This window comes from Paraburkholderia madseniana (genome assembly GCF_009690905.1).
Classification (GTDB): Bacteria; Pseudomonadota; Gammaproteobacteria; order Burkholderiales; family Burkholderiaceae; genus Paraburkholderia; species Paraburkholderia madseniana.
This window is the reverse complement of sequence record NZ_VOSW01000034.1, coordinates 15,330-40,315: the sequence shown is the minus strand read 5'-3', so window position 1 is coordinate 40,315 and position 24,986 is coordinate 15,330. Positions and strand designations below refer to the sequence as shown.

Here is a 24,986-nt window from a genome sequence, read left to right as displayed (position 1 = left end):
TTCCTGAAGCTCGAAACGAGCTCGTTACAGCACAAGCGCGGCGAGTGGCGGCAGCGTCTTTTCATAGGCGCTTTCGAGCACGTCGAAGCAGTCTTCACACGAATCGCGGCGTCCGCGCGTGATCGCTCGCACGAGCCTGAACTGCATCACCATCGACTCCGACGCGATACGCTGCGCCGCCTCCGGGATCGCCGCCGGCATGTCGAAGCCTTGCGCGGAGAGCCACAACAGATACTTCGAGAGAAATTCGAAGTTCGCGCCGAGCTGCCGCATCAGGTTGAACGAGTAGGGGTGGAAGAACGCCTCGCCGCGTTCGAGCAGCGTATCGAGATGCGCGGGAAACGCGGCGCGCCACTGCGAGATGGGGTTAGTCAGCGGCCGCCGGTTCAGATGCGCGCACAACAATTCCGCCGAGGCTTCGGCGAGCGCGGTGCCTTCCAGCGCGGGCCGCGCCTGCTTGGCGAATTCAACATACGGAAACAACAGATCGGGCTGCTGCGCGAATTGCGGCAGCTTGCGGAACACGCCGTCGTAGTCTTCGCCGTCGAGCAGGTGATAGCCGGTGTTGTGGAAATAGCCGAGACGGTGTGCCGGGGGATCGATAAAGTCGATCCCCACCGTGGTTTTCGGATGCTCGCGCCGATATGACGTGGCGCGCGTATTCGGCAGGTAATAGCCGTCCACTTCCACCAGCACGGTATGGCCGCGCAAGGTCTGCGCGAGCACGCGGGCTTCGAGCGAGTCGTAGATCGCCAGTTCCTGCACCTGAGTGCCGTACAGCCGCTCGAGGTCTTCGAGTGGAAATTTGAAGAAGGTGAACTGATCGCCTTCGAAGTCCTGCGTGACGGTAAAGCCGAACGCCGCGCGCGGATCGAGCCCGAAGCCATGCAGCAGTTCGATCCACAGGTCGACGTAGCAGTTGGTCTCCTGCCAGACGCGCTCGCCTTGATGCAGCGCGTGCGGTGCGTGCTGGCGCAACGGCGTGGCAGGCGCGGCCGCGCCGCCCTGAGCCGGCAGGTCGAGCCGGCGGGGCAACGCAAAGGCGGACGGCACGCCCTTCGGCACGGGGATCAGGGATGGATTCATGCGCTATCTCCGGCACCCTGTTCAGCTACCGTGGACGCCGACTGCATGCCCTGCGCCACGCGTGCCTCGGTGTCGCCCCACAGCAGCGCGCGCACGTCGTCGGGCCACGCGTTGACGTCGAGCCCATGATGACGGAATAGCGCCAGCGTGATGCGTTCCATGCCGAAGCCGACGCAGCCCGTGTGCGCCACCGCGCCGTCTTCGCACTCGATCTTCCAGATCGCGCCGAAGTGGTCCATGTGATAGTTGAACGAGAGGCACGCGGTCTTGCCGCGCGGGTCGGCCACCGGAATCAGCAGTTCGAACTTGAGCGCCTGGGCACGCTGGCTATCGGCGACGATCTTGCCGCCGCGGCCGAAGAACGGATCGTTGGCGAGATCCACTTCCACCGGCAGTTGCAGCAGCGTAATCAGCAGCGAGCCGCGTTCGACCCACATCTGCCGGAATGCCATTACCTGTTCGGCGTTGCCGAGGCGCACGTATTCGCGCTGCCGGAACATCTGCATGCGGCCCGGATCGAGCGAGGGTTCGTGGCGGAAGCAATACGACAGCACGTCGATGGTGCGGCCGTCTGCGGGCAGCGGGCCGCGCCGCGCCATCACCGGATAGATCGGATAGCAGGCGGCCGGCGTAAGTACCACGCGGGTCGGTTTTTGCTGCGCCATCCATTCTTCGCTGCGTTCATCGTCGCGCTCGGTCATCGCGTCGTCGAGTGCGCGCAACAGGCGCTGGTGGCCCATGTCGTTGCCGCAGAACGAGTGGATCGTGCCGGCGAGGTTCGGAAAGCTCTTCAGATATTCGCTGTCTTCGAAATCGGTGCGGCGCATGGCGGGCGGAAAGCGCAGCACTTCGGGCTGCTGGTCCGCGCCGAGATGCGTGATCGCCACGTTCAGACGGTCCACCACGTCTTCGAAAACCTGGCTGCGACCGTACAGGCCGTTTTCGCCGGTATCGATCAGCAGGCCCGTGGCCAGCAGTTCGTCGCGGAAAGTCGGCGCCGAAGATTCCGGAGCGGCAGCGGCGAGCGCGGCGGTATCGGTCATCGTGTTCATGTCAGGCTCTCCCCGGGGCGGCAGGACGTTGCGCGAGCAACAGGCTTGCCGTGTTCTGCGCGATACGGTCGTTATTGATCATCAGCGGCGCGGAGTAGAGGTCGCGCAGATGCCGTCCCACGCTGTATTCCGTGCCGTTCTTGTAGCCCGCCATGCCGCAGATCATCAGCACTTCCTGCACGACTTGCAGTGCGGTGGTCGAGATGCTGGTCTTCAGCGTGTTCATGTCGGAAGCGAAGCCGAGCATCGCCGAGAGCGGCGCGTCGGCCTGGCAGCCGCCGTGTTTCGCGTGGTGGGCGGTGCGCGCGGCTTCGAGCGCGACCGACAGGCGCGCCTGCATCATCTGCAGCAGGCCGACCGCTTCGGCGAGGCGCAGGCCGGCCGGCGGAATCGAGCCGGGTTTCGAGCGGGCCTGCGCGCGAAAGAAGGCTTTCGCGCGATTCACCGCGTCGCTGGCGACGCCCGTCCATACCGAAGCCCACAGCGTGTGCGACACCGGCAGCATGGTCTGATCCGCGATATCGGCGAACGGTGTCGGCAGGATCTGCTCGGCGAGACCCGTGGCGACGAGCCGGAAGCCCTCGCTGCAGGTGCCGCGCATGCCCATCGAATCCCAGCCGCCGCGTTTTTCCAACAGCGTTTCTTCACGTAACGCCACGATCAGCACCTGGTCGGCCGCGGCCGACTCGGCGGTGCGGCGCGCGGTGACCAGGATGCCGTCGGCGTGCGCGCCGTACGAGATCGTCGGCGCGAGTTTTTCGATGCGAAAGCGCTGCTGGCCGGGCTCGCCGTCGAGTTCGACCGAGCAGGCGCTGGTGCGCATGTTGCCGCCGATGGTTTCTTCGGAGGTCGCCGAAGCCAGCAGCCATTGATGTTCAACCAGTTGTGCGAGCAACTGCCGGTGCCATGCCGACTCGCTGCCATACGCCTCGATGCAGGCCACCTGGATCTGATGCATTGCATACACCATCGCAGTGGAAGCGCAGCCTTGCGCAAGCGTTTCGCAGATCGCAGCGACATCCGCGAGCGAGAGCCCCGCGCCGCCGAACGCGGCCGGCACCATCGCCGACAACAACCGTTCGCGCTTGAGCGCGTCGAATGCTTCGTGGGGAAAGCGCGCTTCGCGGTCCACCGGATCGGCGAACTGCGCGGCTATGGCGGCGCAGCGCTGCGCCGCGGCGCGCCAGCCCGGTTCGGTTTCCACCGCGCTCAGCACGACGCTTGCGCCGGCGGGTTGTACCGCAGCGGGGTCGGCGAGCGGCGCCGGCACCGCGGCCGTGTCCAGCAGCGGGGCGTTCATGCTGCCGCCTTCGCCTGTTGCAGCTCGGTGACCGCGGTGGCCATCGAATCGATGCTGGAGAACAGCCGGCGCGTCAGCATGCGATCCGGAATCTCGATGCCGAATTCATCTTCGATGGCCAGCATCAGATGCACGGTGGCGAGCGAGGACAGGCCGGCGGCGTACAGATCGGCGTCGTCGGCCAGCGTGTCCGGCGCGACGTCGAGACGGGCCGATTCGGAAAGGATGCGTCGCAGTGCGGTTTTCATGTTGAGGTGCCCCCTTGTTGGTCAACGGTCTCTCGAATGTTGCTGACGTAAAACGAACAGACTTCTTCGCTTTTGGTGTTTATTGCAGCGCGTGGCGCAGGCGCGCGTCTTCGCCGCGCTTGCACGGTGCCCTGAGGGCCGCTTTGGCGGCTTCCAGCTACACCATGTTCTAACGCCTTGTATTTAAGAATTGTCAAAGGCCTGCGTCGGTGCGATGCCGCACGGAAACACGCGTTTCGGGGACGTACCGTGTAGCCATGACAACAGGTCGGCGTGTCGAGCCAGGCCGTCGGAGGCGGCGTGCGATGCCGTGCTCGCTGAACTTATTTACCGCTGGGGAACGTGATGAACTGGAAAACGCTGGAATTCGAGCAGCTTTCGGCACGCGAGCTGTATCTGATCTTGCGGGCGCGCAGCGCGGTCTTCGTGGTCGAGCAATCGCACGTCTTTCTTGACGCCGACGGTCGCGACGAGAACGCGCTGCATGTCTTCGCGGTTGAGGATATGGCGCGGCCGATGCCGATCCTGGCCTACGCACGCCTGCAACCCGGCGACGCCGAAGATCCGGAAATCACCATCGACAAGGTGCTGACGAGCCCGCTGCGGCGCGGCGACGGCACCGCCGAAGTGTTGCTCGAACGGGTATTGCAGGCGATCGCCGAGCGTTGGCCGGGGCACGCCGCGCGGGTGAGCGCGCCGCTCGGTTTGCGCGACTTCTACGAGCAATTCAGCTTTCGCAAGACAGAAGGGCCGTACCTCGAACATGGCGTGGCGTTCATCGGCTTGACGCGCCAGGTGCGCGGCAGCCAGCCGCTCTTCGGGACGCGCCGCCGCGAGCGTGACGGCGTGGCACTCGTCAATACGTTTGAGCTCCTGTAATGGTGCGAACACTGATCACGCCTTCCACCCAGGTTGGACTATCGACATCGCCGGGTAAACCGCGTGCGCTGCCTGGTGAGGCGTTTGTGCCTGAGCGGGCCACGCCTCGCGCGCCGGCAGCGCGCCCGCGACGCAAAGGCTTGCGTCATCCGCTGAGCTTGCCGGTGCTCCTGTTTGCCATGACCTTGGGCCTGATCCTTCTGCATCAGGGCGGGCTGGTCGAATATTTCTTTCCGCTCGGCGCGTTCGGCGTGGCGTTGGTGTTGTATTGGCGCTCGCCCGCGCATTACATCGGCTTCGTCTGCTGGCTGTTCTTTCTGACGCCCGAAGTGCGGCGCCTCGCGGACTTCGTCAACGGTTCGTTCAATCAGCAAAGCCCGATCATGGTGGCGACGTTGCTCGCTGTCTCACTCACCGGCCTGACCTTGCTCAAGCATGTTTCGTTGCTTGGGCAACGCCGCGCGGCGCCGCTGGTGCTGATCGTGATCGCGTTGCTCTATGCCTTTGTCGTCGGCATGGCGCAGGTCGGTCCGGCGGCGGCGACGTTTACGCTGATCAACTGGCTGTATCCCGTGATGGTGGCGTTTTACCTCACCGTGACGTGGCGCCACTACCCGGACTATCACCGGGTTCTGCTGAAGACCTTCGTTTATGGCGGACTCCTGATGAGCCTGTACGGCCTGCTCGAGTTCGTTTCGCCGATGCCGTGGGATGCGTTCTGGCTGATCTCCTCGAAGATGCTGTCCGAGGGGCAGCCGGTGCCGTTCGGCATGCGCGTGAGCAGCACGATGAATTCATGCGGCCCCTTCGCGGTGACGCTCATGACGATCCTGCTGATGTCGCTGGCCGCGCGGGGTAAAGCGCGCATCGTGCTCGGATGCGTCGGGGTTCCCGTGTTGCTGCTTACCAGTGCGCGCAGCACATGGGGCGGCTTTGCGATCGCGCTGGTGTACTCGTTCGTCATGCTCGACGGCAAGAGCCGTAGGCGGCTGATGGCCGGCGTGCTCGGACTGGCCGTGGTGGCTGCTGCGCCGCTGATGATGATCGATCAGGTCGCGGAGCCGGTGCTGCAGCGCTTGAGCACGATTCAGGACCTCGGCAAGGACGACAGCTACCAGGCGCGCGCGGAGTTCTACAAGTCATTCATGTCGTCGGCGCTCACCGATATCGCCGGCCAGGGGCTCGGTACGACCGGCCTCGGCAGCAAGCTGTCCGACGACACGGCGTCGCAGGCGAGGCTCAATTTCGACAGCGGTCTGATGGAGGTGCCCTTCGTGATGGGGTGGCCGGGCACGCTGCTTTACACCACCGGCATCGTCATGCTGCTGTGGCGCGCGTATCGCGCGAGCCGCCAGCATCCGACCGACCTGCTGGCGGTCTCGGGCGTCGGCGTAGCGGTGGCGATTTTCTCGATGATGGTGTTCATCAACACGCTGACCGCGGTGTCGGGGATGTTTTTCTTTCTCGGCGTGACGCTGCCGGTGATTTCGCTGCGCTACGCACGTGAACGCCACGGTGCGGTCGCTGCGGCTCCGGCGCGATTCTAAAAAAAAGACAGGCAGATGAAGGACAACAGGATGCGGATTTTGATTGTCACCCATGTCGTGCGCAAAAACGATGGGCAGGGACGCGTCAACTACGAGATCGTGCTGGCCGCGCTCGCGGCCGGTCATTCGGTGACGCTGCTCGCCACCGGGGCGGCGCCTGAGCTGGTGCAGCACCCGCGCGTGCGTTTCGTGCAGATCGCAGAAAGCCGGCTGCCGACCAAACTGGCTCAGTACCAGATGTTCGCGTGGCGTTGCGGCGCGTGGATCCGCGCACATCGTCAGGACTTCGATGTGACTCACGTGAACGGCTTTATCGCGTGGGCGCGCGCCGATGTCAATGCGGCGCATTTCGTTCATGACGGCTGGTATCGCTGTGGTTTTTACCCGTTCCGCCTGTGGCGAAGCTTCTACGATGCGTATCAGGTGATCTACACGTTACTGAATATCGGCTGCGAAACATGGGCTTTCCGGCATGCGGAGGTCGTCGTGCCGGTGTCGCATGCGGTCGCCGCCGAGGTCCGCGCGCTGGGCATCGGCCGGGCGCGCCTGCAAGTGATTTATAACGGCGTCGACGTCGACGAATTCGCACCGGGTCCGTCTGAGCGGGCCCGCTTCGGTTTGCCGACGGCACCGTTCATGCTGCTGTTCGCAGGCGACCTGCGCATGTCGCGCAAGAATCTCGACACGGTGCTGCACGCACTCGTGCACACCTCGGCCGACGTGCATCTGGCAGTCGCGGGGATTCTGCACAATAGTCCGTATCCGGCGCTGGTGGCGTCGCTCGGGTTGACGGAACGGGTCCACTTCACGGACATGGTGATGGACATGCCCGCGTTGATGCGTTCGGTCGATGCGTTCGTGTTCCCCTCGCGTTACGAACCGATGGGACTGGTGCTGCTCGAAGCGCTGGCCGCGGGATTGCCGGTCATTACCGTGCGGACCGCGGGCGGCGCCGAAGTGATTACGGCCAGAAGCGGCATCGTGCTCGACGATCCCAACGATGCGACCGCGCTTGCCGCAGCGATCGAACACCTCGCGAGCGATCGCGAATACGCCCACCGGTTGGGGCAGGCGGCGCGTGAAGTCGCCAGAACCTTGAGTTGGCAGGCCATGGCGGAGCGCTATTTGTCGCTCTATGAGCAGGTGCATGCGCGGCGCGCTGCGCAATCGTTGCCGGCCGGCTGTGCGACTGCATCGGTGGACCTATGAGCGCGCCAATCGATTCGCTGCAGATCGGCATGCACTGGTTCAACGAGCGGCCGGGTGGCCTCGATCGCATGTTCAAGGCGCTGATCGATACGTTGCCGGAGCAGGGCGTCAATGTCCGTGGGCTGGTGGCGGGCAGCCCCGGGGTGTTCAATGCGTCGGGTGGCAGTGTGCTGGCCTTCGCCGGCGTAGAGGCGCCGCTCGGCACGCGCCTGTGGGGCTCGCGCAGGCAGTCGCGCGCGCTGCGGGCGGCGAAGATGCCCGACGTCGTCGCCACGCATTTCGCGCTCTACGCGGCGCCGACCGCGGGCCTGTTCAGACACGTGCCGAAGGTCGTGCATTTTCATGGACCCTGGGCGGCCGAGTCGTACCCGGGCGGCGGTGGCGGCTGGTCGCGTGCGATGCGGGTTGCGCTCGAGCGCTTCGTGTACCAGGGCGGCACGCGTCACATCGTGCTGTCGCAGGCGTTCGGGAAGATTCTGCGCGAGACCTACGGCGTGGATGAAGCGCGCATCCGGATCGTGCCCGGTTGTGTCGACGTCGGGCAATTCGATACCCGCGTGACGCAGCGGCAGGCGCGTGAGCGTCTCGGTTTGCCGATGGACCGGCCGCTGCTGTTCTGCATGCGGCGGCTCGTCTCGCGCATGGGACTCGAGGACCTGATCGATGCGATGGCCATCGTCAAGCCGATGCTTCCCGACGTACTCCTGACGATCGCCGGCAAAGGGCCGCTGGAGGCGGAGTTGCAGGCGCGCATCGCCGCGCGCGGGCTCGAGCGTCACGTGCGGCTCGCCGGCTACGTGCCCGACGACAAGGTGCCGCTCTGGTATCGCGCCGCGGATTTGACGGTAGTGCCGACCGTGTCGCTCGAGGGCTTCGGGCTCACAACAATCGAATCGCTCGCCGCCGGCACGCCGGTTCTGGTGACGCCGGTGGGCGGTCTGCCGGAAGCGGTCGCGCCGTTATCGGCTGAGCTGGTGCTGTCCTCGGGCGGATTCAAGGCGATCGGCGAAGGTATTGCCGATGTCCTGCTTGGCCGGCGCGTGATGCCGGACTCGCAGGCATGCCGCACCTATGCCCGCCGCCATTTCGACCGGCCGGTGGTCGCCGCGCAGGTCGCCCGGATTTACCGCGAAGCGATCGACGCGTTCTGACGCGTAAAAGATCATGCGACGCATCACACGCAAAACTTTCGAACGGCTCGTATGCGCCGCCGCGCTGGCGTTGCCGGTGCTCGTGCTGATCGCGGCAAGTGGCCCGGGGGGCGGCACGACACTGGGGCCGGCGCAGACAACCGGGGCCGCGCCGGGTGCAAACTTCGTGGCTTCCGCTAGCAAGCCCGCCGACGAAGTACGCGCCGCCGCCGCGCATCCGTCGCTGTCGTACCGCACTTCGTGGATCGGCAATACCTGGGGCTACGCGGATCATCGCTGGGTGCAGATCGACGTGCAGGCGCTTGCTGTCACGCCTGATGGCGAAGTCTTCACGAACGCACCGTGGGACGAAGGCGGCGGTGAGATCGGCCAGTACCGTAACGGTCAACTGGTTCGCTACGGCGGCGAGTCGCACGGCTGGGGCATGATGGGCGGCGACGCGATCGCCGTGAACGACGAGTACGTGTTCGTCGCGCAAACCGTCGTCAGTCTTGGCAACGAGATGGCGCAACACCGGCGCATGCCGCACGAGGGCGAAGTGTGGACCGGCGTGGCGCGCCGCAGCCGCGCCGATATCCGCGATGGCGTGCCGTTTGCCGGGCAGGTGAGTTGGCCGGGCGGCAACCGTCTGGCGTTTCTGCTGGTCTCGACTTTCTCGAGTAAAGAGGATTACGCGATCCGTGGGCTTGCCGCGGACGAGGCGCGGCTATTCGTGTCGAATCAGCGTGACAACCGCGTTCAGATCTTCGACGCCCAAACCATGCAGGCGGTCGGCAGTTTTCCGGTGCACGAACCGGGCCGTCTCGCGCTCGCGCCCGACGGTTCGCTGTGGATCGTCGAGAACAGCCGCACCGCAGGCGCCGAGCGCGTGGTCCATCGTGCGCGCAATGGCGCGCGCCTGGGCGAGCTCGCCTTGCCGCCAGGCGTGGTGCCAGCGGATCTGACGGTCGACACCCGCGGACGGCTGCTGATCGCCGACAACGGCGTGCGCCAGCGGATCCTGGTTTTCACGGCGAGTCCTGACACAGCGGCATCCACCGCCGCGCAGCCGGGCGCGGGCATGCACCTGTCGGCGAGTTTTGGGGAAGAGGGCGGCATTTATGCCGGCCGCGCCGGTGCGCCGGGGCCGCGGCGTTTCAATGGATTAACCGGCGTCGGCGTGGACCGGGCCGGCAACCTCTACGTGTCGATGAACGGTGCGGGACCGCGTCCCATCGGCACGGGGCCGAGTACCTACGACGGTGCGCTGATCGAGAGCTATGCGCCCGACGGTACGCAGCGCTTCAGTCTGCAAGGGCTGCTGTTCGTCGATGGGGCGCAGTTCGTCGATGGCGAGCCGCCCTCGGTCTATAGCGGCAGCAAGCGCTTCACACTCGACCTGACACGCCCGGTCGGCGAGGAGTGGTCGTACGCCGGCTACACCGCCGACCGTTTCCGCTATCCCTATGATCCGTATTTCCATCTCTACCTCGGCGGCCAGCGCGGCATGCCGCTCGTGCGCGATGTCCACGGACATCGGCTGCTCTATACGACGGACATGTATTCGTCGTATCTGCGCATCTATCGCTTTACAGCCGATCGAGAGACGGCGATTCCTTCGGGTCTGTTCGCGCAGTCGCACATCGACGGCGCGTGGCCGCCCAACCAGCCGGCTCAAGGCGAATGGATCTGGCGCGACGCGACCGGCAAGGGCGATTTCTCCGCCGGCGCGTTCGACCAGAACACCGGCAGCACCGATGCGCCGCAGATGCGCGCGTGGTGGGTCGATAGCCATGGCGATATCTGGCAGGGCACGGAGTCGCAGGGCATCCGCCTGTTTCCTTTAGAGGGTTTCGACCGGGTCGGCAATCCGATCTACCGCTACGCCGCGATGCGGCAGTATCCGCCGCCCGCGCCGTTCTACCGCATCGCGCGCCTGAATTATTTCCCCGCTGACGACACGATGTTCATCTCCGGGTCGACACCGGCGCATCCATTTGTTCAGGACAACTGGAATAGCGCGGGCTCGCAACTGGCGCGTTATGACCACTGGAAGAGCGGCAAGCCGGTGCTGCGCTACATCATCGGCTTGCCCGACCGTGGCGCGCCCGACTGGTCGTCGATCAGCGGCTTCGCGGTCGCGGGCGACTACGTTTTCGCCATCGAAACCCGCACCGCGATCGTGCGCGTCTACGACCGGGATACCGGACGCGATGTCGGCCGGCTCGAGCCGGGCAAGGAAGTCGGTTCGACGAGCGGCTGGATCGATGTGCCGATGCCGCTGACCGCTCATCGCCTCGCGTCGGGCGAGTACCTCGTGCTGGTCGAGGAAGACGCACACGGCAAAGCGCTGATGTATCGCTTCACGCCACAGACGGCGCCGCTCGCCGCGGCGCCCCCTCACTCAACGGATGTTGCGCAGACTCCATGAAAATCATCCATCTCGCCAATCACGCGCAAAGCGTCGGCAACGGTATCGTCAACGTGATGATCGACCTTGCCTGCCTGCAGGCGCGCGCCGGCCACGACGTCACGGTGGCGTCGGCGGGCGGCGGCTTCGAAAACCTGCTGGCGCGGCACGGCGTGCGTCACGTGCTGCTTCCCCAGTCGCCCAGGCCGTCGCGTGTGCCGGGCATGGTGGCGGGCTTCAGACGCCTTGTCGCGCAGGTCGATCCCGACGTGGTGCACGCGCACATGATGACGGGCGCGCTGATTGCACGCCTGAGCGCGCTGCGGCGGCGTTTCGTGCTCGTCACGACAGTGCACAACGCGTTCCAGCGAAGCGCCACGCTGATGCGCGTCGGCGATCACGTGGTGGCGGTCAGCGACGCCGTAGGGGTGGAGATGGTGCGGCGAGGTATACCCAGGACGCGCCTGAGCGTGGTGCGCAACGGCACGATCGGCACGCCGCGCCTCGCCGGCATGCCGGTTCCCGCGGCGCCGCAATTGGCGCATCCGTGCGTCGTCACGGTGTCGGGCATGTATGAACGCAAGGGCATCGGCGATTTGCTGCACGCCTTCGCGTTGCTGAGCAAGCGCGTGCCGGACGCGGTGCTGTATCTCGTTGGCGATGGTCCCGACCGCGCCGCGATGGAAGCACTCGCCGGGCAACTCGGGATTGCCGGGCAGACGCACTTCGAAGGCTTTGTTGCCGACCCGCGTGCTTACCTCGCGCAGGCCGACGTGTTTGCGCTGGCATCGCACTACGAAGCGGCCGGGCTGGTGCTGTGCGAGGCGCGCGAGACGGGACGCGTGATCGTAGCGACCCGGGTGGGCGGCATTCCCGAAATGCTGGATGACGGCGAGGCCGGTCTGCTGGTGCCGGCTCACGACCCGGTCACGCTGTCAGAGACGCTCGGGCTACTCCTGACCGATCGCGTTGCGCATGCGGCGCTGGCTGCGCGGGCGGCGCAAAACCTCGACACGTTCAGCGTGCAGCGGGTGAGTAACGGCTATCTGTCGATTTACGAACGTACGTTGGCACGTTGCCAGCCGCGCCGCTTTGCGACCATTGCGACGCGCAGCGGCAGTGTGCCTGGTATCGCCACGGCCACGCTCGCGGTGCCGGATGCCTTACACAAGCCTTGAAAAAGCGGATCGCCATTTGAAATGCACCCCAAAAGTTGGACACCGATTCAACCTTTGGCGTGCAGTTCAATTCGTGGCCCGCTTCAACTCCCTGTTTCACCTCCCGCTGCAACCGCTCGACTAACTCGCCGACAGCGTCACGCGCGTCCAGAGTTTGTAGACGACACTCCTGAGTTCGCTGGACCCATGCAGCGACATGCCCAGATTCGCCGCCGCCATGACAAGTGCCGCAGCGATGAGCGTCGGCAACGCGGTGATCGATTCGGAGAGCACCAGCGCGACGACCAGGAACGCGAGATGGACCACCATATTGCGCACGATGGACCAGACATGCAGTCGCGCAAACCATAGCAGCACGGCATAGTCGAACAGCGACTTCGTCACGACGACGACGCCCGCGCCCATGATCCCGAACCAGTGAATCCCGCACCACAGCGCGCCGGCGAACACCGGCAGTTCGAGCCAGTTCACGCTCGCGATATAGGCCGGATTGGTCTGCGCCTGAATCAGAATGCCCAGAATGCCCGACTGGCCACCCAGCCACACGCCCAGCACGAGCACGCTGGCAACCGGCGCTGCGGCCGCGACCGCCGGCCCCAGCCATAGCGTCAGAAAAGGCTTGAGCGCGAACAGCGCGACGATCACGCACGGCGTGAAGGCGCCGTTCAGAAAGGCGAGGGCGCTATGCGCAAGGGCGTCGGCGTCGGCGCGCGAGACGGCTGACAGGCGCGGGAAGAGCGTGCGCACCATCGCAATCGGCAGCAGGTTAAGGCGCGTGATGAGGTTCTGCGGGGTCGCATAGTAAGTAACGAAGCGCGCGCCCAGCAGCCCGCCGATCAGCACCCGGTCGAGTGTCGACGCGATCATGTTGGCGCCCGAGAACATCAGCATCCAGCGGCCATAGCGAAAGAGTTCGGCCATCACGCGCCATTGCGGCATCCGCACGCGGCGAATGCCGATCGCGCGGAACGCCGCCGCGCCGAGCAGCACACCGGCGATCAGACGGGCCACCACCGCGGCGGGAATCACCACCGCCAGCGAGGGCGAGAAGCAGAAGATCGAAGCGAGTGGCAGCAGCTGGAACAGCGCCGTACCGAGCGTCTGGTTGATATTGAAGCTGGTGAAGCGTTCCACCCCGTTGATGGCGCCGGCAAAGACCCACGAGACGTTCGCGATCGGCACGGCCACTGCGATCCACGGCAGGCTCGCCATCACCTCGCGCTGAAAAGCCGGCTCGATCTTCACGCCGTGCGTAATGTAGAGAAACGTGCCGAGGTAAACCAGCACGCCACCCACGATGCCGGTCCCCAGATTCATGAACCACGCGCTCCAGAAGATGCGCTCGATCGAGTCGTCATTGGCGGCGCGCGCCTTGGAGATCTGATTTTCGGTGGCGAGACTCGTGCCGAGATCGAGCACGCTGAAGTAGCCGATGAGCGCCCACACCAGATTGATGACCCCATAGCGCTCGACACCCATCAGGTGGATATAGGCAGGCACGGTGACGAGGGAGATGAAGGTCGGAGCGATTGCTCCTGCAAAATTGATGAAGATGTTCTTGACGATACTTCTTTCCATGGTGCGCTTTTCCGGCGGGTGAAGTCATTGGATGGTGTGGTCGATCGTCGATGCTGTCGGTGCGCAGCCGCACCCAGCAGCGCGCTTGAAACGAGGGCGCCGGCCTGTCGTATGCACTCGATAGTGCACCTTCGCCCTTTGCGGATGTGTGGGTGGCCGTACAGATAATTAGGGTCCGGCAGGGTTAAATGAAATCCGTTACGATTTTCGGAGCCCCCATGATTGAGACCACGAACGAGGCCGGGCAGGGTAGCGGCAGCGAATTGACCGTGCGTCTGATCTCCATCTGCATTCCGAGCTGCAATCGGCCCGCCTTGCTCGAACAGGCCATCGAGAGCTGCCACGCGCAGACGTATGGCGAGTTTGAAATCGTCATCGGTGACGACTCGAACGACGACCGCGCGCAGCAGGTGGTGGAGCGGTGCCGCTTGCGCAGCACGCGGCCGATCCCGATTCGTTATGAACGCAATGTGCCCCGCCTCGGACAGGCGGCCAATGTGAACCGGCTGTTCGCGCGCGCGCAAGGCGCGCGGCTCGTGCTGCTGCACGACGACGATCTGCTTGAGCCGGACGCACTGACCTGTCTCGACGCGTGCTGGCACGCGTATCCCGAGTTGACCGCGGCGTTCGGCAAACAGCACGTTATCGCCGACGACGGCACGCCGCGGCCGCAAGCCACTGAACGTCTGAACCGCGATTATCTGCGTGTGCCTGAACGCGCCGGCCGCCTGCCGGTGCCGGCACTGGCAGGGATCGACCAGATGTTTCCGAATAACGGCTATCTGGTGGATACGCTGGCCGCGCGCCGGATCGCGTACCGCGCGGCGGCCGAGGTCGGCGAAGCGTGTGACTTCGATTTTGGCTTGCGGCTCAGCGTCGATGCGGTCGCGATCTGTTTCGTGAATGAGTTCGTGTCGGTGTCGCGCGAAACGGCGCTATCGATATCGACTCACGCGTTGCCGGCGATGCACGCGTTCGCGCAATTGCGCGCGAGCAGCGTGCCCGCCGCCGCGCAGGCCGCGCGCGAGGACGCGCTGCGGCGCGTGGCGCCGCGCGCCGCATCCGCCTATGCGCGCGCCGGCGAATCAGCCGCCGCATGGCGTGTGCTGCTGTCGCGGCATTACCCGATGCGCGACCGGCTGCGCGCGCGGTTTTTCTATCACGTGCTGCTTGCCACCCGCTCGACCTTTGCCTTGCGAGCGCCGCACGGCAACTGAAGGGATCGTCAAGTTGAAGCGAGTCGGCCATCTCGGCGTGTCAATCAGCAAGCCGCATAAGCATCGGTGTCCGACCTAATGTGGGAGGACGTACAGATGAAGCAGACGGCGTTTGTTGTAGTGATCGAAAGCGGAAATATGCGGTGAGGAGCCTAGCGTGAGGCCAGTATTGTTCGATGGCCGGTTCGGATGGTTGCATCCGGCGGAGGGGCCAGGTGGCGTGGTGCTGTGTTCCCCGTTCGGGTACGACGCACTGTGCACCTATCGCGGCATGCGGCGGCTGGCCGAGCGGCTTGCCGCGCGCGGCATGCCGGTGCTGCGGTTCGACTATCCAGGCACCGGCGATGCGGCGGGCGAGGCGAGCGAGCCCGGCCGCTGGCGCGCGTGGATCGACAGCATCAAGCAAGCGGTGGCGCTGCTGCGTGAGACCACCGGTGTCGAGCGCGTGACCCTGTGCGGGCTGCGGCTCGGCGGCACGCTCGCGGCGCTCGCCGCTCAGGAACTCGGCGGCGTGGATGGGCTGGTGATGCTGGCGCCGGTGTTGTCGGGCAAGAATTATCAGCGCGAGTTGCGGGCGCACTACCGCAAGTGGCTGCTGATGCCGGCCGCGATGGATTGCGAAGCTGAGCCCGATACCGACGCATTCGTCGAAGCATACGGTTTTCGTCTCTATAGCGACACCCTGGAGAGCTTGCGCGCAGTCGATTTGCGGCGCGATGCCGCGCGGCCCGCCGAGCGTGTGCTGGTGCTCGATTCCCTGGACCCCGCGCGGGTCGACGCGCTGGTTGCGCATTATCGTGAACAGGGTATGCAGGTAGAGCGGCAGTCGTTCGACGAATACGGCAAGTTCATGATGGAGTCGCTCGATAGCGCGATTCCGCGGGCGGCGTTTCAATCGATCGAAGACTGGCTGGCTGGCGCTGCCGGTGACCCGGTTGCGCGTGAGCGCCTGACTGCCGGGAGCGGCGCGGACGGTATGGCGGATTGCCTTGCTGACCAGGTGTCGGGCCATATGGCGGAGCGCCTCGATGACCACACCACAGGACACATAGTCGAACCGGGCGTCGTCGAAACGCCGGTGTGGCTCGAGGGTGGCCGGATGTCCGGCATCTATTGCGTACCTGTATCGCGTTCTGACGCTGAAGCACCCGCAGTGCTGATGGTGAATACCGGTGCCGTGTCGCGCATCGGCAATGCGCGACTCAGCGTGCGCTGTGCCCGACGCCTCGCGCGCCAGGGTATCGCATCGCTGCGTGTCGACCTTGGCGGTCTGGGCGACAGCCAGCCATCGCTCGACGCGGTGAGTCTCGATGCTCTGTACGCGCAAGCGGGTGCCGACGATGCCGCGTGCGCGGCGCGCTGGTTGACGGCGCAGGGACATCGCGGCGCAGTGCTGCTCGGCATCTGCGCGGGGGCCTTCGTCGGTCTGCATGCCGCATCGCGTGAACCGGCGGTGATCGGCGCCGTGCTGGTCAATTTGCAGAAGTTCACTTGGCAGAACATCTGCGATGAACACGGCAAGCCGACCGTTCCCGTCGCCGCTTTCGGCTCGACGCGCAACTACTTGCGCTCGATGTGCCAGCCGCGCAAATGGCTTCGCGTCGTGCGCGGGCAGACGGGCGGATTGCCGGTCGCGCGCGAGTTGGCGGCGCGCTTCGCGGCCAGGTTTGGCGCGACGCTCGCCGACCGGATCGAACGCATCTGCGCAATGCAGCTGGGATCGAAGGACGAGCAACGCCTCTTCACCGCGTTGCACGCGCGAGGCGTCCATACGCGTCTTTTCTACGGTGTGCTGGACGAGGGCGTCGAGGAGCTTGAACGTTACTTCGGTGCGCGCGGCGGACGGCTGCGGCGCTTCGGCCGGATTGGGGTGACGTTTTGCGAGCGCACCGACCACGCGATTCTCTCGGCCCGTGCGCAGGAAAACGTGATGTCATACTTCGAGGATTTCTTTGCAAACACCTTTGGCGAGGGCCATCAGCCGGAACCATCCATTGCAGTCGAACCGCTCCACGCGCGGCTTGGCTGGCGGCATGCGCGCGCCACACAGTGGCTTCTAAAACGTGCGCGTGCGCTTCGTCTATCAGGGGAAGCGCAATGAACACGCGACGTCATGTCGATGCAGCGAACCGCTTGCGCACCAGTGCGCAAGCACGCTGGTTGTCGATCCGACGCACCCCCACTGAGATGGAGTAAGCCATGAGCAGCCAATCCGAGCTGGACCGCATCAACCGTGTCGCATGGAATTCGCCGGACGCCACTCGCGTATTCACGATCGAGAAGACCTTCTCGGACCCTGGCGAACAGGCCGCGTTCGAGTGGCTTGCGCCGCGCTGCGTCGGCGAGCCCTTGCTCGATATCGGCATCGGCACCGGCCGCACGATTCCGCTGATGACATCGATCTCGAACGATTACATCGGCGTCGACTACACGCTGAAGCTGCTGGAGATCGCGCAATCGCGCTATCCCGGGCTCGACTTGCGGCATATGGATGCGCGCGATATGTCGGCGCTGCCATCCGGGCATTACGGGCTCGCGGAGTTCAGTTGGAACGGCATCGACTGTGTGGACTACGACGATCGCGTGACGATTCTCGAAGAGATGTACCGCGTGGTGCGGCCCGGCGGTTATGTGCTGTTTTCTTCGCACAACCGCGGCGGCCCGGGTTACCACGAGAACATCTGGCAATTGCTGCCGCACTTCACCTTTAATCCGCTCAAGCTCGGCTGGCGCACGCTGCGTTCGATGCGGCACTTTCAGCTCGGCACGCTGAACTATATGCGTAACGTAAAGCTGAATCACGACTACGGCGACTACGCAGTGAAGACGGCGGCGGCGCACAACTTCGGCATTGTGATCGTCTATACGACGCTGCGTGAGCAGCGCCGGCAACTCGCGCAGATCGGCTTTGAGAGCAGCGCGGTATTCGGCAGTTGCGAAGGCAACCGTATCGCTGACGACGTGGAAATCAGCGACACGTGGTGGTTTCACTTCATTGCGCGCAAACCGCTTGCCGCGCGCTGTTTCGATTGACCGCCGTTGATCGGGCGAAGGCGGTGCGCCACGCGCATTGCACACAATAAAAGCACTAACAGACCAGATTGAACATAACGGGAATCGCACATGAATCGCATCGTTGAACCAGGCAATCCGATCGTGTCGGCTGCGGGTGTCACCGGAAAGGCCACGCGTTTGTGCGTCCAGCCGGTGATTCTCGCGGGTGGATCCGGCACGCGGCTATGGCCGTTGTCGCGCGAACGTAATCCGAAACAACTGATCGGCCTGATGGGCGGTGAATCGCTGCTCGAAGCGACCTTGCGCCGGATCGACCTTGCGTTCGCCACTGCGGGGCACAGTGCGACGGCGGCTGAGAGGCCGACTGAGAGGCCAACCGCGGCCACGCTGAGCATGGGCACGCCGCTCGTGGTGTGCTGCGAGGACCTGCGCCTGCAAACGCTCGAACGGCTCGAGCAGTGCGCCCGGCCGGTGCGGATGGTGCTCGAACCGGTGCCGCGCAATACCGCGCCGGCGCTGACCGTTGCGGCGTTGGCCGCGCGCGCGGCAGCCGCGGCCGGCGACGATCCGATCCTCGTCGCGTTGCCGGCGGACCATCTGATTGCCGATCATGCGGCTTTCGGCGCGGCGCTTGCAGAAGCGCTCTCTCACGCCGCGCGCGGGGCGATCGTGACGCTCGGCGTGCCGCCGCAGCGCGCGGAAACCGGTTACGGCTATATCCGCACAGGTATGGCGCTCGGCGCGCGCGGGGCGCGTGCGATCGAACGCTTCGTCGAGAAGCCCGATGCGGAACTCGCCGGACGCTATGTCGCCTCCGGCGAGTACTGGTGGAACAGCGGCATGTTCGTGGTGCGCGCGTCGGTGTGGCTCGCGGCCATCGAGTTGTGCCGGCCCGCGATCGCGGCGGCTTGCGCGGCGGCTTTCGAGCATGCCGCCGTGGATGGCGACGGCACGCTGCATCTGGCGCGTGAAGCGTTCGCTGCGTGTCCTTCCGACTCGATCGACTACGCGGTGATGGAGCGCGTCGCCATCGACGCTCGCCTCGCCGGCGTCGCGGTGCCACTGGTCGCGGGTTGGTCGGACGTGGGTGCCTGGGATTCGGTATGGGAAGCGTCCGATAAGGACGCGTGCGGCAACGTCGCGCGTGGCCGCGTGATGTTCGAGGACTCGACCGACAGCTTCGCGCATTCCGAGGGGCGCCTCGTCGCGTGTGTCGGCGTGAGCGGCGTGGTGGTGGTCGAGACCGCCGACGCGGTGCTGGTCGCCGCGAAAGATCGCGTACAGGACGTCAAGGCGATCGTCAGCCGCCTGAAGGCGGAGCAGGGCGCGGAGGTGCAGGAGCATCGCAAGGTCGGCCGGCCGTGGGGCTTTTACGACTCGCTCGAGCGCGGGGAGCGCTTCCAGGTGAAGCGCATCGTCGTCAAGCCGGGCGGGCGTCTGTCGTTGCAGATGCATCACCATCGCGCGGAACATTGGATCGTGGTGCGCGGCACCGCGCGCGTCACGCGCGGCGATGCGTGTTTCCTGCTCTCGGAGAATCAGTCGACGTATATTCCGCTCGGCGTCACGCACCGGCTCGAAAATCCGGGCAAGACGCCGCTTGAAATGATCGAGGTGCAATCAGGCGGCTATCTCGGCGAAGACGACATCGTGCGCTTCGACGATCAATACGGCCGCGATCAGGAGAGCGGCCATGCAGGCGCGGGTACTTCACGCTGACGCACAGCAGGCGGTGCGTGCCGCGACGTTGCAGGACCCTGTGGCCTGCAGCGCAGGCGGCGCGGCCGGTTCAGGTACTGCCTGCGCGGGCACGACCGCTTTGAGTGCGGCGGCCTCAAACGCAGCAGACCTGAACGTGGCGAGCTTCGACGAGCGCCGTTTCCGCCATGCGCTCGGGCGTTTTGCCACCGGCGTCGTGGTGATTTCGACCGGCAGTGGCGACGGGATGCATGCGATGACCGCCAATGCCTTCATGTCGGGTTCGCTCAAGCCGCCGCTGATCGTCGTGTCGGTCGGGCACCGCGCACGCATGCACGAGCGTCTGATGAACAGCGCGAGGTTCGGTGTGAGTGTGTTGTCCGACACCCAGGAACCCCATAGCCGCCACTTCGCCGGTGAGCCGCAGGGCCGGCTTGCGCCGCGCTTCGCGCCGGTGGACGGCTTGCCGGACGTGGTGCTGCTCGAACACGCCGCCGCCCGTTTCGCGGCGCGCATGGTGGACCGGCATCCGTGCGGCGACCACACGCTTTTCGTCGGTGAAGTGCTGGTGTTCTCGCTCGACGAACACGCGCCGCTGATCTTTTTTGGCGGGCGCTATGGATCGGTGGCCAAGCCGTTCGAGGCGCCGGTGACAATGCCGGTCGGAACGCCGGTCACGATCAGCCCGCTGCTGAAGCGGTGAGTGCGCCGGATTTCCTTTCAATTTGCCCGCGATTTTTTCGCATTCTTTTGCCGACGATGCTCGGCCCCTGAAGCGCCGCATCGTTGCGCAAGTGCTTTCGCGCCTGTCCGGAACCGTCCAGGGCGTGTGGATCAGACAAATCGATTCGCTACGTGCGTCTTCGCACTATGCAAATTTCGCAACGCAGGCACGCTTGAGACGCAAGCTTATGGCCCGTCAAAACATGCGGCGTTACATGAACGAAACAATTCTTCAGAGGGATAACCCTCTCAGGACGTTTCCCAACTGGCGCAACCGTTTCGAAGCTAGCAACGTATCGTAAAAGAACAACGACACCTGGATAAAACGACACATGAGGGCTGCTTGATCAACAGGCTACGCGGGGGCAAACACCGCTTCGGGGAGAGTGTCAAAATGGAACAGGCAAACAAGGATCGATCGCTGGTCAGCAAAGTCATGGATGGACTCGTGACCGGCATTGTCGAAGAGAAGTACGGCGCCATCCTGCCACCGCAGGACGTGCTGTCGAAGGAATTCGACGTCAGCCGCACCGTCATGCGCGAGGCGCTGTCGATGCTGCTCGCGCGCGACATGCTGGACGTGCGGCCCAAGATCGGCACGCGCATCCGGCCGATGAGCGATTGGCGCATGATCGACGAGGACGTCGTGAACTGGCGCTTTCGCGCGAAACCCGATCCGCTGTTTCTGCGCGACGTGATCGAGTTTCGCATCCTGATCGAACCGCGTGCTTCGGCGCAGGCGGCCGCGCGGGGCAGTGCGGCCGACATCGCCGCGATTCGCGAGGCGTTCGACGCGTTCCGCGTGATCCGGCCGGGCGAGGCCGGCTATCAGGCCGCCGACGAACTGTTCCATGCCCGCATCGTGGTGGCGAGCGGCAATCAGTTCTTCAAGCAGATGGCGGCCATCATTCGCGGCGCGCTGTCGACCGTCAACCCGATCGTCAATCAGAAGGACGGGATGTGGGAGAAGGCGGTGAGCACGCATCAGCGCGTGGTCGAAGCGATCGAACGGCGCGATCCGAAGGAAGCGGAACTCGCCTCGCTGGCGATGATCGACTACACCACGGAAGAGCTCGGCAGCAACTTTACGCCGGAGCCCCCGGTGCGCTGAGCGCGGCCGCTACCAGTAGCAACTGGGGGTGCCTTCCTGCGGGACCTTGCATAACGAACGGCGCGACAGCATGCCTGCGCATGCGCGCGTGGCTTGCGTCACAATAGCGCCTGTTCTGAACTGCACGGACTCGAAGGAACGATGACAATTGCACTGCAAGAAGCCCCTGGGGGCGGCGTGATTCGCTGGGGGATCGTCGGGACGGGCCGCATTGCCCGTCGCTTCGCTCTTGGACTCAATCATGTGCCGCAGGCGTCGCTGAGCGCGCTGTGGTCACGCCGCGCCGAACCGGCCATGGCCTTCGCCGGGGAATTCGGCGGCGAGGTGTGCGCGAGTTTCGACGCGCTGCTCGCGAGCGGTATCGACGCGCTTTATATCGCCACCGTCCAGGACAGTCACGCCGATTACGCGATCGCCGCGCTTAAAGCCGGTCTGCACGTGCTGTGCGAAAAACCCGCCACCATCAACAAGCCGCAACTCGAGCGTGTACTCGAGGTCGCGCGCGCCGAGCAACGGCTTTTCATGGAAGCCATGAAGCCGCCGTTCTATCCGCTGTACAGAAAGTTGCGCGCGCATCTGGATGCCGAGCCGATCGGCGAGGTAGGTCTCGTGCGCGCCGGCTGCTCGGTGCCGGGCGTGCCGGACGATCATCCGTCGCTGTCGTTCGAGCATGCGGGCGGCGCGCTGCTCGATATCGGCGTCTACGAGATGTTTCTCGCGATCGACTGGCTCGGTGCGCCGCGTGAGGTACAGACGCTCGGACGGCTCGGCTCGACCGGCGTCGATACGTTCGCGAGCCTGAACAGCCAGCATGAGCGCGGCATCGCTCAGTTGTTCTGCGGACTCGACCTGCACGGCAAGGGCGACGCGTTGCTGATGGCCACGAGCGGCCATGTCACGATTCATGAACCATGGTGGAATCCGGCGCGCGCGACGATCCGGTACGCCGACGGTCGTGTGGTCGAGCTCGACGAGCCGTTCGAAGGCGGCGGTCTGAACTACGAGACCGCGCATTTCTGCGAGCTGATTCGAGCGGGGCAGATTGAGAGCCCGCTGATGCCGCACAGTAAGTCGTTGCAGATGATCGAGATGGCCGATGCGGCGCGTGCTGCGTTGGGGCTCAAGTTCGCGGGGGAGTGAGAGTCCGTCGCCGCGTTGCTTCCCGCGGCGGTGGTACGATTTGCGCGGGCGCGCGGACTCGAACAAAAAGGGCCGCGTACCCACAGCTTTCGATCACCTTCCACTGGAGCCGCCTGCGATGCGCATGCTTGGAAAACTGTGGCGCGACAACAAGAGCCTCGTCGCCTTTCTGTTCCTGATGGTGCTGTTTCGCAGCGCCGTGGCCGACTGGAACGTCGTGCCGAGCGGCTCGATGTTGCCGACGATTCGCGAAGGCGACCGGATTTTCGTCGACAAGATGGCCTACGATCTGCGCGTGCCGCTCACCCATATCACGATCGCGCATCTGCACGATCCGCAGCGCGGCGACATCGTCACGATCGATTCTTCGGCCGCGCATGAATTGATCGTCAAGCGTCTGATCGGCTTGCCCGGCGACAGCGTCGCGATGCGCGACAACGTGCTGTATGTGAACGGCGTGCGCGCACGTTATCAGCCGCTGAAACTCAAGCCGTTGCCGGGCGATGCGACATCCCCCGGCGACTATCTGACCGAACGCTTCGACGGCGTTACGCACACGGTGCGGCTTGCACCTGAGGCGCCGAGTCCGCGCAATTCGTTCGGTCCGGTGCTCGTGCCGCAAGGCGAGTATCTGATGCTCGGCGACAATCGCGACAACAGCGCCGACTCGCGTTACTTCGGTTTCTTTCCGCGCAAGGAACTGATGGGCCGCACGCGTCACGTCGCGTTTTCGCTCGACCCGGATCACTTCTACAAACCGCGCTTCGAGCGCTTCGGAGCGCCGCTGGATGCAGCGGCGCTAGCTGCCAGCCGGTAGGTTGGCGGGGAGGTGTGGAGGCTCCTCAGTGGCGCGACGGCAGCGCCAGGCGCTTTTCGTACCAGTGCTGCACCCACTCGAGCACCTGGCACAGCACCCAGTAGACCGCGGCTGCCGCGAGGTACAGCGGCAGCGGCTGATAGGTCGACGCGATGATTTCCTGCGCGCTGCGCAGCAACTCGGTCACGGTAATCACCGACACCAGCGACGTATCCTTGATCAGGCTGATCAAACTGTTCGACAGACTCGGCACGGCGATGCGCAAGGCCTGCGGCGCGATCACGTAGCGTAATGTCTGACGCCGCGAGAGCCCGAGGCTATAAGCGGCCAGCCACTGGCCGTTGGGAATGCCGAGAATCGCGCCGCGCATGCTCTCCGACAGATACGCCGCCACGTTCGCCGACAACGCGATCACGCCCGCAGGCGTGGGGTCGAGCGAAATACCGAGACTCGGCAAGCCGTAATAGATCACGAAGATCTGCACCAGCAGCGGCGTGCCGCGGAACACGCTCACATAAACGCGCGCGATCCAGTTCAACGCGCGGTTGTGGCTGACGCCCATCACCGCGAGCACGGCGCCGGCAAGCAGGCCGAAGATCATCGACAGAACCGCGAACTTGACCGTCAGGACGGCGCCCTGTGCGAGCACAGGAAGCGATTGGACGAGCAGGGAAGTGGTGGACATGAGCGGTGGGTAAGGTTGACGCGCAAAGTGCACATGGGGGCACATCATGGACAAAAGCGAAGGGCGGCATCGTCGACGATGCCGCCCCTCGTTTCATCCGGCGTGCGTTACTTGATCGGCTTGCTGACGTCGATGCCGAACCACTTGTCCGAAATCTTCGAGAACGTGCCGTCCGCTTCGAGCTGGGTCATCGCGTCGTCGATCGCCTTGGCGAACTTCGGGTTGCCCTTCCTGAACGGAATGCCAGACGGGTTGCCCGCGCCGACCGTCGCGCCCGTGCGCAGCGGCAGTTGCGAGTTCTTCATCAGATACGCGAGCATCAGGCGGTCGTTCAGCGCCGCATCCAGACGGCCGGAGGCCAGATCGCGCAGGTATTCAGGCGCGCCCGGGTACGTCTTCACGTCGATGCCCGGCACCGACTTCGCCATGTCCATGTAGTTGGTGCCCAGACCGACGCCGAGCTTCTTGCCCTTCAGATCGTCGAGCGATTTGAACTGGCGCGTGTCGTCCTTGCGCTGGATCAGTTGCGCGGCCGAGTACGTGTACGCCGGCGAGAAGTCGAGTGCCTGCTTGCGTGCGTCCGTAATGCCGACCTGGTTGACGATCACGTCAAACTTGTTCGCCTGCAGACCGGCGATGATGCCGCTCCACTCGGTCGTGACGAATTCCGGCTTCACGCCGAGCTTGGCCGCAACGGCCTTGGCGATGTCGACGTCATAGCCGACCAGTTCGCCCGACGGCGCTTTCGAATTGAACGGGGGGAAGGTGCCTTCCAGGCCGATGCGCAGCGTGCCGCGTTGTTTGACCTGGTCGAGCAGGTCGTCCGCGTGGGCGGTGACCGCGGTGAACGACGCGCCGATCAGGCCGGCGACGAGCATCTTTTTCAGCAAGCCAAATTTCATCGAGTTCCTTTTTTGTTCGTCTGGCGTTTTAACAGACGAAAGCATAACAAAGCAGACTATC

The 24,986-nt window shown here is 64.8% G+C and carries 21 protein-coding genes; 14 read left to right on the top strand and 7 right to left on the bottom strand.

Translation table 11 applies throughout. The features are described 5' to 3' along the window. Positions 1-24: 24 nt before the first annotated feature. The 4 genes from FSO04_RS19100 to FSO04_RS19085 are packed head-to-tail and all read right to left on the bottom strand — an operon-like array spanning position 25 to position 3,686. Entirely contained in the window at positions 25-1,086 is a 1,062-nt protein-coding gene (locus FSO04_RS19100; RefSeq protein ID WP_154561381.1) for a DUF1839 family protein, read from the bottom strand. Then, positions 1,083-2,138, bottom strand: coding sequence for an amino acid--[acyl-carrier-protein] ligase (locus FSO04_RS19095; protein ID WP_154561379.1), 1,056 nt, complete (start codon positions 2,136-2,138; stop codon positions 1,083-1,085). The genes FSO04_RS19100 and FSO04_RS19095 overlap by 4 nt, the downstream gene beginning before the upstream one ends. A 1-nt stretch (position 2,139) precedes the next feature. Then, positions 2,140-3,438: an acyl-CoA dehydrogenase family protein gene (locus FSO04_RS19090; RefSeq protein ID WP_154561377.1), complete on the bottom strand. Its 1,299-nt coding sequence runs from the start codon at positions 3,436-3,438 to the stop codon at positions 2,140-2,142. Further along, the gene (locus FSO04_RS19085; protein WP_154561375.1) at positions 3,435-3,686 is read right to left on the bottom strand and encodes an acyl carrier protein; all 252 of its coding nucleotides are present in this window, start codon (positions 3,684-3,686) and stop codon (positions 3,435-3,437) included. The genes FSO04_RS19090 and FSO04_RS19085 overlap by 4 nt, the downstream gene beginning before the upstream one ends. 345 nt (positions 3,687-4,031) lie before the next feature. Here FSO04_RS19085 and FSO04_RS19080 point away from each other — a divergent pair, with 345 nt between their 5' ends. From FSO04_RS19080 to FSO04_RS19055, 6 genes are read left to right on the top strand one after another with little or no spacing between them, the layout of a single operon-like run. Further along, the gene (locus tag FSO04_RS19080) at positions 4,032-4,565 is read left to right on the top strand and encodes a GNAT family N-acetyltransferase (protein WP_154561373.1); all 534 of its coding nucleotides are present in this window, start codon (positions 4,032-4,034) and stop codon (positions 4,563-4,565) included. Continuing rightward, on the top strand, positions 4,565-6,112 hold the full coding sequence (locus FSO04_RS19075; protein WP_154561371.1) for an O-antigen ligase family protein: 1,548 nt from the start codon (positions 4,565-4,567) through the stop codon (positions 6,110-6,112). Before FSO04_RS19080 ends, FSO04_RS19075 begins: the two co-directional genes overlap by 1 nt. Positions 6,113-6,142: 30 nt before the next feature. After that, positions 6,143-7,321, top strand: a complete 1,179-nt coding sequence (locus tag FSO04_RS19070; RefSeq protein ID WP_154561369.1) for a glycosyltransferase family 4 protein — start codon at positions 6,143-6,145, stop codon at positions 7,319-7,321. Beyond that, positions 7,318-8,472, top strand: a complete 1,155-nt coding sequence (locus FSO04_RS19065) for a glycosyltransferase family 4 protein (RefSeq protein WP_154561367.1) — start codon at positions 7,318-7,320, stop codon at positions 8,470-8,472. The genes FSO04_RS19070 and FSO04_RS19065 overlap by 4 nt, the downstream gene beginning before the upstream one ends. A gap of 13 nt (positions 8,473-8,485) precedes the next feature. Beyond that, positions 8,486-10,882, top strand: a complete 2,397-nt coding sequence (locus FSO04_RS19060; RefSeq protein ID WP_154561365.1) for an NHL repeat-containing protein — start codon at positions 8,486-8,488, stop codon at positions 10,880-10,882. Continuing rightward, positions 10,879-12,039: a glycosyltransferase gene (locus FSO04_RS19055; RefSeq protein ID WP_154561363.1), complete on the top strand. Its 1,161-nt coding sequence runs from the start codon at positions 10,879-10,881 to the stop codon at positions 12,037-12,039. Before FSO04_RS19060 ends, FSO04_RS19055 begins: the two co-directional genes overlap by 4 nt. A gap of 120 nt (positions 12,040-12,159) precedes the next feature. Here FSO04_RS19055 and FSO04_RS19050 read toward each other — a convergent pair whose 3' ends face one another. Then, on the bottom strand, positions 12,160-13,617 hold the full coding sequence (locus tag FSO04_RS19050) for an oligosaccharide flippase family protein (RefSeq protein ID WP_074284441.1): 1,458 nt from the start codon (positions 13,615-13,617) through the stop codon (positions 12,160-12,162). A gap of 218 nt (positions 13,618-13,835) precedes the next feature. On the opposite strand from FSO04_RS19050, the gene FSO04_RS19045 reads away from it, so the two are divergent. The 8 genes from FSO04_RS19045 (at position 13,836) to lepB (ending at position 23,338) form a co-directional block, all read left to right on the top strand. Beyond that, positions 13,836-14,834 carry a glycosyltransferase family 2 protein gene (locus FSO04_RS19045; protein ID WP_154561361.1) on the top strand — a complete coding sequence of 333 codons (999 nt, stop codon included), beginning with the start codon at positions 13,836-13,838 and terminating at the stop codon, positions 14,832-14,834. 157 nt (positions 14,835-14,991) lie between these two features. Continuing rightward, positions 14,992-16,935, top strand: a complete 1,944-nt coding sequence (locus tag FSO04_RS19040; protein ID WP_168435742.1) for an alpha/beta fold hydrolase — start codon at positions 14,992-14,994, stop codon at positions 16,933-16,935. A 98-nt stretch (positions 16,936-17,033) separates the two neighbouring features. Further along, positions 17,034-17,867 (top strand): class I SAM-dependent methyltransferase, encoded by an 834-nt coding sequence (locus FSO04_RS19035; RefSeq protein ID WP_154561359.1) that lies wholly within the window; start codon positions 17,034-17,036, stop codon positions 17,865-17,867. 90 nt (positions 17,868-17,957) lie between these two features. Then, on the top strand, positions 17,958-19,568 hold the full coding sequence (locus FSO04_RS19030; RefSeq protein WP_154561357.1) for a mannose-1-phosphate guanylyltransferase/mannose-6-phosphate isomerase: 1,611 nt from the start codon (positions 17,958-17,960) through the stop codon (positions 19,566-19,568). Continuing rightward, positions 19,543-20,250 (top strand): flavin reductase family protein, encoded by a 708-nt coding sequence (locus tag FSO04_RS19025; RefSeq protein ID WP_233468810.1) that lies wholly within the window; start codon positions 19,543-19,545, stop codon positions 20,248-20,250. The genes FSO04_RS19030 and FSO04_RS19025 overlap by 26 nt, the downstream gene beginning before the upstream one ends. A 414-nt stretch (positions 20,251-20,664) precedes the next feature. Next, on the top strand, positions 20,665-21,381 hold the full coding sequence (locus FSO04_RS19020) for a FadR/GntR family transcriptional regulator (RefSeq protein ID WP_154561355.1): 717 nt from the start codon (positions 20,665-20,667) through the stop codon (positions 21,379-21,381). 141 nt (positions 21,382-21,522) lie between these two features. Further along, a complete protein-coding gene (locus tag FSO04_RS19015; protein WP_154561353.1) occupies positions 21,523-22,521 on the top strand; it encodes a Gfo/Idh/MocA family protein in 999 nt (332 codons plus the stop codon). 118 nt (positions 22,522-22,639) lie between these two features. Further along, positions 22,640-23,338, top strand: a complete 699-nt coding sequence (gene lepB / locus FSO04_RS19010) for a signal peptidase I (RefSeq protein WP_154561351.1) — start codon at positions 22,640-22,642, stop codon at positions 23,336-23,338. A gap of 25 nt (positions 23,339-23,363) precedes the next feature. Here lepB and FSO04_RS19005 read toward each other — a convergent pair whose 3' ends face one another. Together FSO04_RS19005 and FSO04_RS19000 are read right to left on the bottom strand one after the other, a co-directional pair. Beyond that, the gene (locus FSO04_RS19005) at positions 23,364-24,023 is read right to left on the bottom strand and encodes an amino acid ABC transporter permease (RefSeq protein ID WP_154561349.1); all 660 of its coding nucleotides are present in this window, start codon (positions 24,021-24,023) and stop codon (positions 23,364-23,366) included. Positions 24,024-24,130: 107 nt separating this feature from the next. Next, a complete protein-coding gene (locus FSO04_RS19000; RefSeq protein WP_093632562.1) occupies positions 24,131-24,925 on the bottom strand; it encodes a cystine ABC transporter substrate-binding protein in 795 nt (264 codons plus the stop codon). Between the last annotated feature and the right edge of the window lie 61 nt (positions 24,926-24,986).

Coding starts and splice junctions, on each gene's coding strand:
- FSO04_RS19100 (WP_154561381.1), bottom strand. CDS start 1,086: ATGAATCCATCCCTGATCCCCGTGCCGAAGGGCGTGCCGTCCGCCTTT.
- FSO04_RS19095 (WP_154561379.1), bottom strand. CDS start 2,138: ATGAACACGATGACCGATACCGCCGCGCTCGCCGCTGCCGCTCCGGAA.
- FSO04_RS19090 (WP_154561377.1), bottom strand. CDS start 3,438: ATGAACGCCCCGCTGCTGGACACGGCCGCGGTGCCGGCGCCGCTCGCC.
- FSO04_RS19085 (WP_154561375.1), bottom strand. CDS start 3,686: ATGAAAACCGCACTGCGACGCATCCTTTCCGAATCGGCCCGTCTCGAC.
- FSO04_RS19080 (WP_154561373.1), top strand. CDS start 4,032: ATGAACTGGAAAACGCTGGAATTCGAGCAGCTTTCGGCACGCGAGCTG.
- FSO04_RS19075 (WP_154561371.1), top strand. CDS start 4,565: ATGGTGCGAACACTGATCACGCCTTCCACCCAGGTTGGACTATCGACA.
- FSO04_RS19070 (WP_154561369.1), top strand. CDS start 6,143: ATGCGGATTTTGATTGTCACCCATGTCGTGCGCAAAAACGATGGGCAG.
- FSO04_RS19065 (WP_154561367.1), top strand. CDS start 7,318: ATGAGCGCGCCAATCGATTCGCTGCAGATCGGCATGCACTGGTTCAAC.
- FSO04_RS19060 (WP_154561365.1), top strand. CDS start 8,486: ATGCGACGCATCACACGCAAAACTTTCGAACGGCTCGTATGCGCCGCC.
- FSO04_RS19055 (WP_154561363.1), top strand. CDS start 10,879: ATGAAAATCATCCATCTCGCCAATCACGCGCAAAGCGTCGGCAACGGT.
- FSO04_RS19050 (WP_074284441.1), bottom strand. CDS start 13,617: ATGGAAAGAAGTATCGTCAAGAACATCTTCATCAATTTTGCAGGAGCA.
- FSO04_RS19045 (WP_154561361.1), top strand. CDS start 13,836: ATGATTGAGACCACGAACGAGGCCGGGCAGGGTAGCGGCAGCGAATTG.
- FSO04_RS19035 (WP_154561359.1), top strand. CDS start 17,034: ATGAGCAGCCAATCCGAGCTGGACCGCATCAACCGTGTCGCATGGAAT.
- FSO04_RS19030 (WP_154561357.1), top strand. CDS start 17,958: ATGAATCGCATCGTTGAACCAGGCAATCCGATCGTGTCGGCTGCGGGT.
- FSO04_RS19025 (WP_233468810.1), top strand. CDS start 19,543: ATGCAGGCGCGGGTACTTCACGCTGACGCACAGCAGGCGGTGCGTGCC.
- FSO04_RS19020 (WP_154561355.1), top strand. CDS start 20,665: ATGGAACAGGCAAACAAGGATCGATCGCTGGTCAGCAAAGTCATGGAT.
- FSO04_RS19015 (WP_154561353.1), top strand. CDS start 21,523: ATGACAATTGCACTGCAAGAAGCCCCTGGGGGCGGCGTGATTCGCTGG.
- lepB (WP_154561351.1), top strand. CDS start 22,640: ATGCGCATGCTTGGAAAACTGTGGCGCGACAACAAGAGCCTCGTCGCC.
- FSO04_RS19005 (WP_154561349.1), bottom strand. CDS start 24,023: ATGTCCACCACTTCCCTGCTCGTCCAATCGCTTCCTGTGCTCGCACAG.
- FSO04_RS19000 (WP_093632562.1), bottom strand. CDS start 24,925: ATGAAATTTGGCTTGCTGAAAAAGATGCTCGTCGCCGGCCTGATCGGC.